The 16184-nt window shown below is 71.9% G+C and carries 13 protein-coding genes; 3 read left to right on the top strand and 10 right to left on the bottom strand.

Annotation, left to right across the window (positions count from 1 at the left end; genetic code table 11):
- Positions 1-42 precede the first annotated feature (42 nt).
- On the bottom strand, positions 43-885 hold the full coding sequence (locus ACQPYA_RS15065; protein WP_433533221.1) for a LacI family DNA-binding transcriptional regulator: 843 nt from the start codon (positions 883-885) through the stop codon (positions 43-45).
- 99 nt (positions 886-984) lie between these two features.
- Between ACQPYA_RS15065 and ACQPYA_RS15060 the strand changes: the two genes are divergently transcribed.
- Entirely contained in the window at positions 985-2166 is a 1182-nt protein-coding gene (locus ACQPYA_RS15060; RefSeq protein ID WP_433533220.1) for an ROK family transcriptional regulator, read from the top strand.
- A gap of 137 nt (positions 2167-2303) precedes the next feature.
- Here ACQPYA_RS15060 and ACQPYA_RS15055 read toward each other — a convergent pair whose 3' ends face one another.
- Entirely contained in the window at positions 2304-3491 is a 1188-nt protein-coding gene (locus ACQPYA_RS15055) for an NRAMP family divalent metal transporter (protein WP_433533219.1), read from the bottom strand.
- A gap of 338 nt (positions 3492-3829) precedes the next feature.
- Between ACQPYA_RS15055 and ACQPYA_RS15050 the strand changes: the two genes are divergently transcribed.
- Positions 3830-5263: an acyltransferase family protein gene (locus ACQPYA_RS15050; protein WP_433533218.1), complete on the top strand. Its 1434-nt coding sequence runs from the start codon at positions 3830-3832 to the stop codon at positions 5261-5263.
- Positions 5264-5356: 93 nt separating this feature from the next.
- Here ACQPYA_RS15050 and ACQPYA_RS15045 read toward each other — a convergent pair whose 3' ends face one another.
- The 7 genes from ACQPYA_RS15045 to ACQPYA_RS15015 all read right to left on the bottom strand — a co-directional run bounded on the left by ACQPYA_RS15045 (position 5357) and on the right by ACQPYA_RS15015 (position 13077).
- A complete protein-coding gene (locus ACQPYA_RS15045; RefSeq protein ID WP_433533217.1) occupies positions 5357-6310 on the bottom strand; it encodes an FAD-dependent oxidoreductase in 954 nt (317 codons plus the stop codon).
- Positions 6311-6802: 492 nt separating this feature from the next.
- The gene (locus tag ACQPYA_RS15040; protein ID WP_433533216.1) at positions 6803-7774 is read right to left on the bottom strand and encodes an ABC transporter substrate-binding protein; all 972 of its coding nucleotides are present in this window, start codon (positions 7772-7774) and stop codon (positions 6803-6805) included.
- A 41-nt stretch (positions 7775-7815) separates the two neighbouring features.
- On the bottom strand, positions 7816-8406 hold the full coding sequence (locus ACQPYA_RS15035; RefSeq protein WP_433533215.1) for a GTP-binding protein: 591 nt from the start codon (positions 8404-8406) through the stop codon (positions 7816-7818).
- Positions 8390-8827: a DUF742 domain-containing protein gene (locus ACQPYA_RS15030; RefSeq protein WP_433533214.1), complete on the bottom strand. Its 438-nt coding sequence runs from the start codon at positions 8825-8827 to the stop codon at positions 8390-8392. Before ACQPYA_RS15030 ends, ACQPYA_RS15035 begins: the two co-directional genes overlap by 17 nt.
- Positions 8824-9249, bottom strand: coding sequence for a roadblock/LC7 domain-containing protein (locus ACQPYA_RS15025; protein ID WP_433533213.1), 426 nt, complete (start codon positions 9247-9249; stop codon positions 8824-8826). Before ACQPYA_RS15025 ends, ACQPYA_RS15030 begins: the two co-directional genes overlap by 4 nt.
- A complete protein-coding gene (locus ACQPYA_RS15020) occupies positions 9239-11686 on the bottom strand; it encodes a sensor histidine kinase (RefSeq protein WP_433533212.1) in 2448 nt (815 codons plus the stop codon). Before ACQPYA_RS15020 ends, ACQPYA_RS15025 begins: the two co-directional genes overlap by 11 nt.
- A 401-nt stretch (positions 11687-12087) precedes the next feature.
- Positions 12088-13077 (bottom strand): NAD(+)/NADH kinase, encoded by a 990-nt coding sequence (locus ACQPYA_RS15015; RefSeq protein ID WP_433533211.1) that lies wholly within the window; start codon positions 13075-13077, stop codon positions 12088-12090.
- Positions 13078-13180: 103 nt separating this feature from the next.
- On the opposite strand from ACQPYA_RS15015, the gene ACQPYA_RS15010 reads away from it, so the two are divergent.
- Positions 13181-13882 carry a pentapeptide repeat-containing protein gene (locus ACQPYA_RS15010; protein WP_433533210.1) on the top strand — a complete coding sequence of 234 codons (702 nt, stop codon included), beginning with the start codon at positions 13181-13183 and terminating at the stop codon, positions 13880-13882.
- A 46-nt stretch (positions 13883-13928) separates the two neighbouring features.
- Here ACQPYA_RS15010 and ACQPYA_RS15005 read toward each other — a convergent pair whose 3' ends face one another.
- The gene (locus tag ACQPYA_RS15005) at positions 13929-16082 is read right to left on the bottom strand and encodes an APC family permease (RefSeq protein WP_433533209.1); all 2154 of its coding nucleotides are present in this window, start codon (positions 16080-16082) and stop codon (positions 13929-13931) included.
- Between the last annotated feature and the right edge of the window lie 102 nt (positions 16083-16184).

Below are 16184 nucleotides of genomic sequence, written 5' to 3'. Positions count from 1 at the left end.
GTAGTCGGTGCACGACGTGACGGACACGCCCGACCGGACCGGTCAGCGCGCGGCGGTGCTCTGCCGGACGACTATGTGGGCCCGCGGGGCCTCGTAGACCTCGGCGGGACGACCCGACATGGCGTCGGTGATGGCCTTCGCCGCCAGTTCGCCGATCCGGCCGACGTCGTGGCTCATCGCCGACAGCGCGGGGACCGCGAGTTGGCACAGGGCGGAGTCGTCCCACGCCACCATCGACACGTCGCCCGGCACGTCCAGGCCATGATCGGCGGCGGCCCGCAGGCCGCCGAGCGCCATCAGATCGTTGTCGAAGACGATGGCGCTCGGCCGCGCCGGCCCCGCGGCGAGCAGGGCGGCAGCGGCGGCGCGGCCGGTCTCGTACGAGTAGTCGCCCTCGGACGTGAGCAGGGTCAGCCCGCGCGCCGCGGCCCCCGCCTCGAAGCCGCCACGGCGCAGCTGCGAGTGCGCGAACGCCAGCGGCCCGCTCACCTGCGCGATCACCCGGTGCCCCAGGTCGGCCAGGAAACGCACGGCCTCGCGGGCGAAACCGGCGTCGTCGGTCCAGACGGTCGGCAGGCCGTTGGCGGTCGACGGGTCGCCGAGCACCACGGCCGGCAGGCCCACCTCGGCGACCAGCCCCACCCGTTCGTCGCCGGGGCTGAGGTCGACCAGGATCACCCCGTCCACCCGACGCTGCTCCGACCAGCGCTCGTAGACGGCGGTCTCGGCGGCCCGGTCGCTGACCACGCTGACCAGGACCGACACGCCCGACGGGGTGAGGACCCGCTCCAGCCCTTCGAGGAACTCGTGATAGTAGGGCTCCTCGCCGAGCACCTGGGAGGCCCGGGCCAGCACCAGCCCGACCCGCCGTAGCGTTTCCGTCACCGAACCCACCGCCCTCGCCCGCCGCACACCGACAGGTACGGTATCGCCTGACCGCCGATGACCGCCCGTCGTCGGCCCGAGACCGGAGCTCGCCGCCGCATGGCACGTCGTGAAGCGCCCGCCGCCGGGCCGGGCAGCCGTGCCCTGATCGTCGACGTGATCCGCTCGGCGGTGGCGATCAGCCGGGTCGAACTCGCCGACGTCACCGGCCTCACCCAGCCGTCGATCTCGAACATCGTGCGCGACCTCATCGCCGAGGGCATCATCCACGAAACCGGTTCGATCGGCTCGATCCGCGGCAAACCCCGAAAACTGATATCGATCAATCCGGCCAGCCGGTTCGGCATCGGTTTCCACCTCGGGCCCGACATCATGACGTGCATCGCGATCGACCTCACCGGCGGTGTGGTCGGCCGCGAGGTGGTGCCGCGAATCGCCGGGACCGGCGCGCTCGCCGAGGGGCTGGCCGACCGCTTCGACGCCTTCACGACCGGCCTCGCACTGCCCAAGGAGCGCATCGAGGGCCTGGCGATCGTGGCGCCGACGCCGTTTCCCGGCCGTCCCGGCGGCCCGGCCGGCACGGACGGTGTGCGCGCCGACATCGCCGAGCGGATCGGCCTACCGGTCATCGCCGAGAACGACGCCGCTGCCGCCGCGCTCGGCGAGTTCTGGAGCCGCCGGGTGTCCCGGGAGCAGTCGTTCGGCTGCGTCTACCTCTCGGCCGGGATCGGCGCCGGGTTCGTCTTCAACGGCGCGCTGTTCCGGGGTGCCAGCTTCGACGCCGGCGAACTCGGCCACGTCTCCATCGACTACGCCGGCCGGGAGTGCCCGTGCGGCAATCGTGGCTGCGTCGAGCGGTACGCGTCGATGACCGCCGTGGTCGAGGCCGCCCGCGCCGACCCGGACCTGAGCGAGCGGCTGCCCCTCGACGCGACGGCGACCGCCGGCGCGTACGACATGGTGGCCCGCGCCGCCGTCAACGGCGACCCCGCCGCGTTCGCCCTCCTCGACCGGGCCGCCGCCCACCTGAGCGTGGCCGTCACCTCGGTGGTCAACCTGCTGGACCTCGGCCGCCTGGTGCTCACCGGCCCCGGGATGGCGCTGGCCGGCTCCATCTACGCCCGCCGCCTGCGCGCCCACCTGGAACGGACCGCGCACGCCCGGCAGCGCCACGGCATCGTCGTCGAGCTCTCCGCCCAGCCCCGCGACGCCGCCGGCATCGGCGCGGCCGCCCTCGTCGTGCAGGCGTCGGTCGCGCCCGGACACACCCCGGCGGCGTGAGGTTCCCGCGACATCCCCGCCGGGTGAGCGTCCGGGACCGCGGTGGCCCGGAGGCGCCGCGTCACCGCTACCGGTCGACGGCATGGTTGCCCTCGGCCATCCTTTGCTCTGCTTCAACCCATGCAGCAGCAGCCGATTCAGCCCGTGGAGCCGAGCAGGTGCAGCTGCTGGGCGAGGTAGAGCAGGCTGACGACGCTGACCACGACGGCGATGAGCCAGCCGGCGGCCCGCAGGGACCAGTGGATGCGACCCGGCCCGACCAGGGCCGGGTTCCCCGCGGCGAGGGCGAGCATGACCAGTCCCAGCGGGGTGGCGATACCACCGATCAGGCTGGCCACGAAGAGCAGTTGGATCGGGCCGATGCCGCTGAGGGCGAGGGCGACGCCGGCCAGGGTCTGCGCCACGACGACGGCGTAGAAGCGCGGGGCCTGGCGGGGCGTGCGGCTCAGCCCGCGCGGCCAGCCGAAGGCGCTGGCGGCCACGTATCCCCCGGTACTCATGATCACCGGAACGGCGATGATCGCCGACGCGAGCAGCCCGACCGAGAACAACACGCTGGCGTACGGGCCGGCCAGCGGGCGCAGCGCCTGGGCCGCCTGCTCCGCGGTGGTGACCTGCTCGTGATGGGTGCCGAGGGTGGCGGCGCTGGCGACCAGGATGCACCAGAAGATGACCGCGGCGAGGCCGGCGCCGGTCACCGCGTCGAGTTCACGGATCTTGAGTTGTCGACGGGAGCACGGCTGCTCGACCTGTTCCACCGTCTGCCACACGTACATGTAGCTGGTCAGGGTGGTGCCGAGGATGGCCAGCGTCCCGGCGAGGTGGGTCTGGGTGAACGGTACGGACGGGACCAGGCTGCCCCGGGCGACCGCGAGCCAGTCGGGGCGGGCCAGGATCGCCGCCGCACCGTAGGCGAGCAGGCCCAGCATCACCACCTTGAGGACCCGTTCGACCTCGTCGTACTTGCCGATCAGCAGCAGGGCCAGCGCGCCGGCGGCGAAGGCGGGCACCAGCCAGCGCGAGTCGACCCCGACCAGCAGGCCGATCGCCGCCGCGCCGGCGGCGACGTCGGCCGCGATGGTCACCACGTTGACCCCGAGGATGGAGATCAACAACAGGCCGCTGGCCAGCCGACCGTAGCCGTCCAGGACCGCCTGCTGAAGATCACGCCCCGACAGCACCCCGAGCCGGGTGGCGAGGATCTGCACCACCACCAGCGCCGGCATCATGAGCAGCGTCAGCCAGGCCAGACCGAACATGGTGCCCGCACCGACCACGACCAGCGTCGCGACCGTCGTCGGGTCGGTGTCCGCCGCTCCGGACACCAGGCCCGGCCCCCACGACCGGAGTCGGAACCGCCGCGAGCCCGCGCCCTGGCCCGTTTCGCCGCTGTCGGCCCCGGATCGCGATGACGGCTCCCGGGTCATGCCGGGCCGCTCCGCAGCCGGGCCCGCCGAGGTGGACGCACCGCGAAGGCCACCCGGCCGCGCGGTGCCTGCCACATCGGTTCATCGTCGCCCGGCCCGGCGGAGTCGCCCCGCCGCACCAGCGCACCGGCGGGAATTCAGCTGTACGGGTGACCCCGGGACCGGGCCCGGTCCCGGCCGGTTCGGATTCTTCGGTGACGCCGTCACCCCACCTCGCCGGAAAATAGTCTGACCGCATGCGCCGGGTACGGATGTTGGCCAGCCGGACCCCGGCCGAGCGGGAGCGGTACGTCGACTTCCTGCGGGCGTTGGCCATCAGTCTCGTGGTGCTCGGCCACTGGACGGTCACCGTCGTCACCCGCGACCCGGCCGGTGGCCTGACCGGCTTCTCGGCCCTGTCCGACCTGGTGTGGGCGCGTCCCGTCACCTGGCTGTTCCAGGTGATCCCGGTGTTCTTCCTGGTCGGCGGCTTCGCCAACGCCGCCTCGCTGGCCAGCAGCCGGGCGCGTGGGGTCACCGCCACGCAGTGGCTGCTGGATCGCAGTGGACGGTTGGTCCGCCCCACCACCGTCCTGCTGCTCATCCTCGCCGCAGGCAGCCTGCTGGGACGGCTGCTCGGCGGGAACTCGGCCGAGATCCGGACCGTGGTGGGGTTCGCCACCATCCCGCTCTGGTTCCTCAGCGCCTACATCGCCGTGGTGGCGCTCACCCCCGTCATGTATCGGCTCCACCGACGCCTCGGCTTCGTCGTGCCCCTGACCCTGCTGCTGCTCGTGGCCGTCGGCGACGTCGGTCGGCTGCTCGGCCACGGCCCGCTCTCCGGAGGAAACTTCCTCTTCGGCTGGCTCGCCATCCACCAGCTCGGTTTCGCCTGGTACGACTCGTACGCGGCCGGCAAGAACGGCAGCTCGGCCGGCGGGCCGGAACAGCGGCGCTCGCTGCTCGCCCACCGGTTGCCGACCGGACGGCCGACCGCGCTGCTCCTGCTCCTGGTGGGCCTCGGCGCACTGCTGCTGCTCACCGTCGCCGGCCCCTACCCGATCAGCATGATCACCGTTCCGGGCGAGCGGCTGGACAACTCGTCGCCGCCGAGCCTGGCGCTGCTCGCCCTGGCCGCCACGCAGCTCGGGCTCATCCTGCTGTTCCGTGGGCCCGCCGAGCGGCTGCTCCGCCGCCCCCGCCCCTGGCACGCGGTGATCGCGGTGAACGCCGTCGTCCTCACCGTCTTCCTCTGGCACCTCAGCGCGGTGGTGGTGCTCGTCGGCGTCCTGAACACCGTGCACTGGCTGCCGCCCGCGTCGGTCGGCACCGGCACGTGGTGGGCGTGGCGGGTGCCCTGGCTGGTCGCGCTGGCGGTGATCCTGACCGTCCTGGTCGCGATCTTCGGGCGGATCGAGGCCCGCAGCGGCCATCCGAGTACCGGCCGGCAACGCGACCAGGCCGCCGCGTGGCCCGCGCCGGCACTGCGCACGGCCCTGACCATCGCCGGGTACGCGGGTCTGGTGGCCGGCCTCCTGATCAACAGCATGGTACGGATGTCCGCGCCGGAGCCACTGGGCCTCCCGCCCGGCGCGCTGGCCGCCTATCTGGTTGGCGCGGCGCTCCTCCGGCTACTCAGATCGCCACCCCGCCGGTGGCTCGGCCGAAGTGAGCAGGCACACCTCCCCTAAAGCATCCTAGGCTACTGGTAGGGCTGCCGAACCGGCACCGGTTCGCGCCGTTTGCCGGCACTGACGAGCGATCCGCTCGAAGCCGAGCGTCCGTCAACAAGCGAGTCCCGTCACGTGCTTTCCGCAGCCCCAGGAAAGGGTGACTCCGGCACCGCCATGGCCGTAGTTGTGGATCAGCGTAACGCCGTCGAGCTGCTCTTTTTCCATGCGAACGCACGGCCGTGCAGGGCGGAGGCCGACGCGGTGCTCGATGACTCGGGCGTCTCGAAAGAGCGGCTCCAACTCGGCACAGCGGTCGATGATTGCGGCAGCAATGTGCGGATCCGGCTCTTGCCTCCAGTTGCCAGGCTCAGCGGTGCCGCCGAGGATGACGGTCTTGCCTTGCGGATAGAAGTGCAGCAGGTCTGGAGACAGGCCGGTGTCTTCGGAGAAGAACTCGGTGATGCCGGGGTTCTCGACAACGACGAGTTGCCCACGGATCGGGGTCAGCATGGGATCCGGCACGAGTTCCCGGGCCCCGAGGCCAGCGCAGTTGACGACAACCGGTGCGACGCCGGCAGCCTGATCGAGCGAGCCGACGCGTCGGATCTCGATCCGGCCACCGCCGGCAGCGAACCGTTGGTCGAGGTAGCCGAGGTAGGTAGGCATGTCGACGATCGGCGCGGTGTAGCGCCACCCGGTGACGAAACCATTCGGTAGCTCATCCGCCTCGCACAGGCGGAATCCGTCGAGCTGGCTGCCCCACTCGGGCGGTTCGACGGGCTCGCGGGAGGCTTCGATGCCGGAGACGAGCCGCACGCCGGTCTGCGGGTCGGCAGCGAGTTGCCGCAGCACATCCAGGGTCTGGACGCTCCAGAGACGTACCCGGTCGATGGGTTCGACGAGGTACGGCCCCCACATCGCGCCGGCAGCGTACGAGGTCGTCTGCTGTGGTGGCTCGGCGGTCCAGATGGTGACGCGGAGGCCGGCTTCGGCGAGACAGATGGCGGTGGTGAGACCGGATACGCCCGCGCCGATGACGAGGGCGTCGATGCCGCGGCGGCTCATTGCTCGACCGTAGTGTCAGGTTGGCTGGCGCACGAGGGCGTTCTCCAGGTCGGGCAGGAGTTCGGCGACAGCGTGGTGGCGTTGGCGGCGGCGTAGCTCCTGGGCGAGGGTGTTGAGCAGGGCGCTGCTGCGGGGCGGGCGGACCTGGCCGAGGCGAGGTCAACCTCGGCGTGGACGAGGTAGAGAAAGCCATGCGCGGGTACTGGGACGTCCACACCGGCGAAGCCGACGCCGCCCCGCAGACGACCTGGACTGGATCGACGACGCGATCGCGTCCTCCGCGCGGCCACCGGCAAGCCCGCCCTCACCTGGCACGCAGACTCTGAACAACTGCTCCGCAAGCACAAGGCCGATTGGTAAGCCAGCAGCCATCTGCCCCGGGTCACCGTGCTCAGCGATCGCCTCGTCGCCCAGGCGCGAGCCAGCCTGCCGAGATAGCGCCATCTGGCCGATCTGCAGATCGGCCAGATGCTGGCGGTGGCGGATTCCGGCTCAGTCGGCGGGCAGCCAGGCCTGCCAGACCTCCGGGTGGGCGTCCAGCCACTTCTTGGCCGCCTGGTCCCGGGAGAGCTTGTCCACCGTGAGGTAGCGGGCCACCTCGTTCTGGTCGGCGTTGGTCCACTGGAAATTCTTGATCATCTCGGCGGCCGGGTTGCCCGACTCGGCGAACTCCCGGTTGGCGATCTTGTCGAGGTCGTACGGCTGGTAGTCGCAGGCCACCTTCGCCGGGTCGGCGTCACACCCGGGGGTGTACGCGGGCAGCTTGATGTGGACCAGGTCGACCTCGGCCAGGAACCACTGTGGCGCGTAGAAGTAGCCGATCGCGGGTTGGCGATTCCGCTCCGCCTCCCGGAACGCCTCGATCAGCTTCTCCTCGCTGCCCGTCATGCTGACGGTGAAGTCCAGCTTCAGGTTACGGATCAACGCCCGGTCGTTGGTCTCGTAGGAGGGGTCGCCACCGAGCAGCACACCCTTGCCGCCCGAGGTGGGGGTACGGAACAGGTGCGCGTAGTCGTTGAGGTTCTTCCAGTTGGTGATCCCGGGGTACTGCTCGACCATCCACGGTGCGACGTACCAGCCGACGACTCCCCGGTTGCCGGTCATGCCGTGCTCGACGGCGGCCCGCTCCTCGTCGATGTACCGCTTCTTGAGGCTCTCGCGGCCCCAGTTTTCCAGGATGACGTCGACATCGCCGGCGGCGAGCTCCTCCCAGGCTCCCTCCGCCGTGAGGTCCTTCTCCACCACCGTGCAGTTGAGCCGGTTCTTGGCCAGGTAGCTCACCACGGCGACGTTCGCCTCGTAGCCGACCCAGGGCAGGACGGCGATCGTCAGCGTGCCGCACGCCGTCCTCTCCGGCGGGCCCGGCGCCGGGACCCGGGGCTGGAAGTCGGCCGCGCAGCCGGCCAGCGCCAGTACGGCCGAGCCGGCGACGGCCGCCGCCCTGATCCAGCCTGATATCTGCATCGCTGCTGTCTCCTTGCTGTCGTTGCGCCGCGGGTGGCGCGTCACCGGCGGACGGAGGTCCGGGCGAGGTGTTGCGCCAGGACCACCTCGGTGAGCGCGACCAGCACCTGCTTGACCGACTGCCGCTGGCGCGCGTCGCACTCCACCAGCACCACCTTGTCGTCGACCCCGAGGGCCTCGCGCACCTCGGCGAGCTCGAACCGGCGGGTCGCGTCGAAGTTGTTGATGGCCAGCAGGAACGGGATGTGGTGGTCCTCGAAGTAGTCGATGGCCGGGAAGCAGTCCTCGATGCGCCGGGTGTCGACCAGGATGACCGCGCCCAGGGCGCCGTCCACGAGGTCGTCCCAGAGGAAGGCGAAGCGGTCCTGCCCGGGCGTGCCGAACAGGTACATCAGCAGCGACTCGTCGAGGCTGATCCGGCCGAAGTCCAGGGCGACCGTGGTGGTGGTCTTCCCGGCGATGCCGGTGGTGTCGTCGACGCCCACCGAGACCTCGGTCAGGTCGGCCTCGGTGACCAGGGGTTCGATCTCCGACACGGCCCCGACGAAGGTGGTCTTGCCGACCCCGAACCCTCCGCTGACCACGATCTTCACCGCGGTGGGCGTGGGCGACTGGCTAGAGAGCGCGGACACGGTCCCTGATCCTCTCGATCATGGCGATGGAGAGCTCACCCTGTTCCTGGCGGCGCAGATAACCCTCACTGAGCAGGTCGGCGACGAGTACCCGGGTGACACCGAGCGGCACCCGCAACGCCACCGCGAGGTCCGCCACGGTGGTGGGTCGCTGACACAGCTCGACGATCCTGCGGGCCTCGAAGCGTAGCGGCGCGGAGAGCGCCGCCGGTTGGGCGGAGAGCAGGGTCTCCACCCGCAGCCCGTCCTGCACCGGCCGGGTACGCCCGCCGGTGAGCAGGAACGGACGTACCGCGGCCTCGTCCGCGGGCTCCTCTGCGGGCCCCGGCGGTGGCTCCGGTGCGGCGCCGGACGGCGGCGGAGCCGGCGTCCAGTACGGGATCATCCGCGGGTCGGGAAGCCGGGGTCCACTGTCGCTCACCGCGGCAGCACCCGTCTCGACTCGGAGATCAGCGCCGGGGTCAGCATCGTGCCGAACCGCTCGGCGAGCAGGGAGATCTCGTACCCGACCAGGCCCAGGTCACAGTCGCCCTCGGCGAGCACCCCCAGGCAGCTGCCGTCACTGATCGCCGACACCAGCAGGAAGCCCCGCTTCATCTCGATCATGATGAGCTTCAGCCCGTCGAAGTCGTACTTCCGGGAGGCGGTACGGGCCAGACTGGCCATGCTGGACACGATCGCGGCCAGTTGGTCCCCGGCTCCCCGGTCCAGGCCCGCCGAGACCGCTATCAGCAGGCCGTCGGAGGAGACGGCGACGGAGTCCCGTACCCCGTCGGTCTGCCGGACGAAGTTCGCCAGCAGCCAGTTCAACTGGTGTGGATCGGTATGGGTATCAACCGTCACGTGTCCTCCAAGGCTCGGTCCCGGCATCGTCACCCGACGCGGTCACCGGTGTCGACTGTTCGACCTGGCCGCGCAGCGTCCCGGCGCGCAGCGCGGTCAACCGGTTCCGGATGTCCGCGGGCGAGTCGTCGAGCGCCGCCGGGCGCTGGTCAGGTACGGGCGAGGCCGCTACCGGCGGGGCCGGGGCCGGCCGGCGGTCCCGGGGCAGGCGCTTGCGCAGCCCGTTGGTGGTCCGGTCCTCCACCGCAGCGGTGCCGGCCAGCTCGCCGGGGATGGTGGTGGGCCGGCCGGCGACCGGCGGGGCCGGGACGGCGCCCGAGACGCCGGCCGTCGGGAAACCGCCGGCCCCCAACGGCCGGGTGACCGCGGGTACGCCGGCGTCGCCGAGCGGGCCGGCGCTGGCTCGCCCGATGACCGGCGCCGGACGGGCGCCGATCTCCCGCGGCAGGCCGGCCGGGGTCGCCTCCACGGCCTCCGCCGCGCCCCGGGTGGGAGCCGCGCCGATGGCGATCGGCGGGGCCGCGCCGATCGCCGGGCCCTCGTCCGACGCGGTCGCGTTCGCGCTGGTGAGCACGGTGGAGGGCAGGACCACCCGGGCGGTGATCCCGGTGACCGGGGAGGGCGCCAGTTGGACGTCGATGCCCAGTTCCCGGGCGAGCTGACCCACCACGTGGTGTCCGAGGTAGCGGGTCGGCGCCGAGACGAAGTCGACCTCGCCGCGCAGTCGCGCGTTGGCCTGCGCCAGCTCCTCGGGGGACATGCCGATGCCCTGGTCGGTGATGGCGATGAGGTACCCGTCGGTGGTACGTCGGCCCTGGATCTCCACGTCGGAGTCGGGTGGCGAGAACGTCAACCCGTTCTCGACCAGCTCGGCGAGCATGTGGGCCACGGCGCTCACGTTGGCGCCGACCACCCAGGCCTCGTCGATGCGACGCAGGTGCACCCGGCGGTACTCCTCGACCTCGGAGATGGCCGCCCGGATCACGTCGGCGAGAGCCAGCGGGTTCGTCCACTGCCGGGGTCCGCCGGCGCCCACCAGCACCAGCAGGCTCTCCGCGTTGCGGCGCATGCGGGTGGCGAGGTGGTCCAGCTCGAAGAGGTTGGCCAGCCCGGTCGGGTCGGTCTCCTCCCGTTCGAGTCTGGTGATGAACCCGAGTTGACGCCGCAGCAGGTTCTGGTTGCGCCGCCCGAGGTTGGCCAGGGACTCCGTGGTGCTGCGGCGCAGCAGGGCCTGCTCGGTGGCGAGGCGGAAGGCCACCGCCTGCACCTGGTCGAGCGCGCCGGCCACCGACCGGACCTCCACGCTGGAGCGGTCCGGGACCTGAACCGGGGCGGGCGCCTCGGGGCTGCTCCCCTCTGCCCCGTCCTGAAGCCGGCGCACGGCGGCGGGAAGCCGGTTGGTCGCGAGTTCGTGGGCCTCGGCGGCGAGCATCGCCAGCGGGCGGGTGATCGACCGGGAGGCGATCACCAGCAGCCCCACCGCACCGGAGAGGAAGAGTCCCACCAGTACGGCGACGAGGAGGATGCGCCGGGTGGAGTCGGACTGGCGCTCCGCGGCCCGCGCCTCGATCTCCGCGCCGACGTGCTGCTGCATCTGGCGCATGCCGTCCAGCACGGTGGTCAGGGCCGACCACCAGGACTGCGGGTTGACCTGGACCCGCCGGCCGTCGGCGGAGGCCAGGGCGACCTGTTCGAAGTAGGCGGCCACCCGGGCGGCCCCGGTGTCCAGCACCCAGTCGTTGGCGGCCTTCTGGCTGGCGGTGGCCTGCTCGGCGAAGTCGGCCAGGGCCGCCTCGCGGGCCGCGCGCATCGCGGCGAACTGGAGGAACTCGCCCTGGGCGAAGCCACCGGCGGAGAACACCCCGTTGAGGAAGGCCCGCTGCTGGGCGGTGCTCTCCTCGATCCGGCTCAGCGCGTCGAGAGTGGCCACATGCCGGCGCAGCTCCGGATCGGCGACCTGGTCGAGGCCGAAGTCGACGCGGTTCAACGCGGCGATGCGCTCGGTGAAGAACTCGAAGGCCGCGGCCCGCCCCGCACTGCCACTGTCGGCGGCGGAGCGCACCACGGCGAGCCCGTCGAGTTCCCGCAGGGCCGCGTCGATCCGGGTGGACACCGGCCCGCCGCCGGCGATCGCCGCCTCCACCGCCTGCCGCCGCTGGTCCACCCGCTCGCGGGCCGGGCCCATCTCGGCGCGGAACCCGACGTTACCGCCGAGCAGACCGGCGGTGAGACCACGCTCGGTCTGCAACTCCTGGGTCAGATCCCGCACCGCCAGGGCGACCGACACCGCCTCGCTGGCGGTCCTGGCGGCCCGGTAGCCGGAGACCTCGATGACCGTCACATAGCCGAGCAGCAGCAGGACGGCCAGCACGGGTAGGGCGATGATGCCGACGAGCCGGCCTCGAATGGTGCCGCCCCGGCTCCCGTCCGTCCTCACCACCCTCACCACCCGCGCTTTGTCGCCCGCGCCGGGCAGCGGCCAGATGCCGGCGCGGTCGGGCCGCTGGAAATCCGTCTGGACACGCGGTCTCCAATCACCGATGGGGCCGCCGCCGGGCGGGTGGAATCGGCATCAGTGGGAAGTTGATCAGAGCAATATGGCGGCATACGCCCAGCCCCACAACCCTCCACACGACTTTGTCACGAGGTTGTTGTTACTCTTCGGCCCTTTCAGGTGCGGCACGGCGGCCGTTCGGCCGGGCTCCGCTTCGTCCAATCCGAAGCGACCGAGCGCCGGACGGGCCGCGTGCTCCCGGGCCGTGGTCAGCAGGTCGGCGCAGAGCAACATCTTCCGGCGGATAGCCGTGGATGCCTGCGGGACCGACGCGACGTCGAGCGTCAGGAGGCGGTCGTCGGTGGGTTGGCACCTCCCGGCGGGACCACGAGCCGCTCGGCCATGAGCCGCTCGGCCCGCAGCTGCTCGGCCCGCTCCCGCAGTTGCGGCGGTATCAGCTCAAGCAGTTGGTCGGGGCGCAGGGGCAGGTCGAGCAGGCTCAGCTTGACCCGTTGACGCTGCTCGTGGAGTGTCGGCTCGAACCGTACGACGTTGACCGCGTCCTCGATGAGCCGCAAGGTCAGCCCGTCGCCCGGCCCGATCAGGCCGACCGGCGTCCCGTCGGCCATGAACCGCAGCGACACCCGGTCCGACGGATTGTGGAACTCCACGGCGTCGCCGCCACCGAGCACCACCGAGCGGTTGATGCCGGACATGGGCGCGACCGGGGTCAGGGTGATCGACGGCACCGACGGTGAGACCACCGGCCCACCGGCCGCGTAGTTGTAGGCCGTCGAGCCGGTCGGTGTGCAGGCGATGACGGCGTCGCCGCGGTAGTAGCCGTGTCGGGCGCCGTTGACCAGCAGGTCGACCGTGGCGCTCTGCAACGCCTCGGCCGCCGCGATCACCACGTCGTTGAAGGCGGTCACCGTCTCGCCGTCCAGCCGGACCTGGAAGCAGCTGTGCGGTTCCAGCGTGTAGTCGCCGGCCACCAGCCGGTCCAACGCCGTCGCCAGCCCCTCCGGCGGGACCTCGACGAGGAAGCCGACGTTGCCGTGGTTGACCCCGAGGACCGGCGTCGACCGCCCGACGACCAGGCGCATGGCACCGAGCATCGTCCCGTCGCCGCCCAGGCTCACCACGGCGTCGAGCCGGTCCACGAACGCGTCGGCCGCCACCGCCTCGATGTCCGGCCCGACCCGCGCCGCGTCGGCCTCCCGCACCAGCAGCGTGCCACCGTGCCGGTGGACGAACCGACTGATGATCCGCACCGAGTCGAGAACCGGCTTGACCGGGTGGACCACCAACCCGACCGTGTAACTCGGTTTCCCCATGCGGCCATCATCACCCCGACGAGCCCGATCCGGCGGGCAGGACCCGCCCACGACCGCCGCGCGCACCCGGCAACCGTTGCGCGTCACGCGCTAACGTGCGGACATGGCTACGCGATCGTCCCGTGGTGGTTCGGGTGCCGCTCGGTGGCGGGCGCCGGTGAAGCCCCGGCCGCCGGTCGCGCTGGACCTGGCCACCCGCGAGGACCACGGCCTCGCCGATGAGGCGAGCTTCCGGCGGCTGGGCTTCTACGATCTTGATCTCGCCGGGCAGGTGGCCGACGGGGTGGAGTTCGCGCAGTGCCGGTTCCGGGGCTCGGACCTCAGCGGCGTGCAGCTCGACGGGGCCAGCCTCGCCGACTGCCTCGTCGAGCGTACGAACCTGGCGAACCTGCGGGCGGAGAAGTCGTCCATGATCCGGGTCCGGCTGGCGACGCTGCGGATGACCGGGGTGCACTGGATCAACGGCGCGCTGCGGGACGTGACGGTGTCGCAGTGCCGGCTCGACCTGTCGTCGTTCCGCTTCACCGACTTCGCCAACGTGCTGTTCGACGGCTGCAACCTGACCCGGGCGGACTTTCAGAACGCGGACCTGACCGGCGTCCGGTTCACCAACTGCGACCTGACCGGAGCCCAGTTCTCCCAGGCGACGATGGCCGGCACCCGGTTCGCCAACTGCGGCCTGGCCGGGGTGGGCGGGGTGACCAGCATGGCGGGAGCGATCATCGCCCCGCAGGACCTCGCCGCCCTGTCGTACACCCTGGCCGGGGCGCTCGGCATCCAGATCGAGGCGGCCGAGCCGGGCTGATCCCGGCCCGCGCGTACGACCTGGATGCCGGCCGGCGCCGGCGTGGTCAGAGGCACAGGTGGGTGGGCACGTTGGCGACGATGATGCCGGGATGCCGGCGCAGGGTCCGGCGCAGACGCTGTTCGGTGCGGTAGTGCAGCAACCGCTGCCAGGGATGGTCGACCACCACGTCGGGTACGACCACGGTGAAGGTGAGGTCGGGCCGGCTGAGCCGCAGTGCGCTGACATACTCCGCCAGCGGCTGGATGATCACGCGGTGCGGTGACTGGATCGTCTCGAGCGGGATGTGATCGCCCCAGGTGGCCCACTGGGCGCGGAACCGGTCCGCCTCCCCCTCCTCGGGGCTGATGTGGAGGGCCAGCGCCGGTTGGCCGAGTGACCCGACGTAGGCGAGGGTCCGCATCGTCGCCTGGTTGAGTCGGGCCACCGGGACGACGAAGAGGTGCCGGACCTGCTGCGGGACGACGGCGGGGGTCCGTTCCCCGATCGTGCCCGCCCCGGCCGGCTCGCCGGTGGTCGTGGGGTGCAGGCTGAGGGCGTGACGCACCCGGTCGTAGTGCCGACGCACGCGGAGGCAGAGGTAGATCAGCACCGGCACGGCGAGCACGACCACCCACGCGCCTTCGACGAACTTCGTGACCGCCGCGGTCAGCAGCACCACGGCCGACAGGGCGGCACCGACCCCGTTCGTGACGGCGCGTCGCCGCCAGCCGGGACCCCGTTGCCGCCGCCAGTGATTGATCATGCCGGTCTGGGAGAGCGTGAAGGCGAGGAAGACACCGACCGCGTACAGCGGAATCAACGAGTGGGTGCGACCGCCGAACGCGACGAGGATCACCGCGGCGGCGACCGCGAGCAGGATCAGCCCGTTGCTCAGGGCCAACCGGTCGCCGATGTGCAGGAAGCGTCGGGGGACGTAGCTGTCCCGGGCCATGAAGTACAGCAGGCGGGGCAGGTCGTTGAAGGCGGTGTTCGCCGCGAGGAGCAGCACCAGGGCGGTGGTGGCCTGGATGATCGCGTACCAGGGACCGTGGGGGAAGGTGACGTGGGCGAGCTGGGACAGCAGCGTCTCGTCCGACCGGGGCACCAGGCCGTTGAAATGGAACAGCAGGGTCAGGCCGGTGAAGAGGAAGATCAGGATGCCGACCATCCAGGTGAGCACCGTCCGGGCGTTGCGCCACTCCACCGGGCGGAAGACCGGCACGGCGTTGGAGACCGCCTCGATCCCGGTCATCGAGGTCGCGCCCGAGGCGAAGGCCCGCATGACGACCAGGAGGCCCAGCCCCTCGGCGGCGGCCGTCGGCGGGGGCGCGACCACGCTGAACCCACGGGCCGCGGCGTGCGCGAGCCCGACGGCGATGAGTCCGACAATGGCGGCCAGGAAGAGGTAGGTCGGCGCGGCGAAGAGGTTGCCGGCGACCCGGATGCCCCGCAGGTTGCCCGTCAGCAGCAGGCCGATGACGCCGAGCGCCATCGGCACGCTGAACGGGGCCAGGGAGGGCAGCGCCGAGGTGATCGCGGCCACGCCGGCACTCACCGACACCGCCACCGTGAGCACGTAGTCGAGGACGAGGCCGGCCGCGGCGGTCAGCCCCGCGCGGGGGCCGAGGCTGTCGCTGGCCACCAGGTACGATCCCGCCCCGTGCGGGTAGGCGTGGACCGTCTGCCGGTAGGAGATGCCGACGGCCAGCATCAGCAGGACCAGGGCCGCCGCGATCGGCAGCGACAGCCCCAGTGCCCCGCTGCCGGCGAGGACCAGCACGGCCAGCATGGCTTCCGGCCCGTACGCCACCGAGGAGAGCAGGTCGGAGGCGAGCACCGGCAACGCGATGAGCTTCGGCATCCGTTCGCGCAGCGTCGACGCGCTCGCCAGGGGCCGCCCGAGCAGTAGCCGGCGCAGCCGGCCGGCGGCTCGCCCCTCGGGGGTGTCCCGCCGTTCCGCGGCGGCGGTGGCGGTGAGCTGGCCGGCCCCGTCCGGCCGGAACAGCACGGCGGCCCCGGTCGCGCCACCCGACGAGCGGAACCCGTCCGCCTGGGGATCCACCGGCAGCGCCCGTACGGCAGCACTGACCTGCCACTGCTCCCCGAGCCGGCGCAGGTCGCCGAGGTCGTGCGCGGACAGCGGCGGCAACTCGGCGGACGGGCTGAAGGTCGACGGCCCTCCCTTCTCCGGTTCCGGCTCGTGCTCAGACCTGCCCACGGTGCCTCCGCGTCGCCCACGATGTCAGCACCACCGACAATCCCAAAAAGGGTCCGGGTGAGGACGCCGATCACCGAAAGCGGCAGTGGCCGGTTTGGCTCG

It is taken from the genome of Micromonospora sp. CA-263727 (genome assembly GCF_050942455.1).
Taxonomy (GTDB): Bacteria; Actinomycetota; Actinomycetes; order Mycobacteriales; family Micromonosporaceae; genus Micromonospora.
Note: the sequence above shows the minus strand (reverse complement) of the source record. Positions and strands in the feature narration are given on the sequence as shown.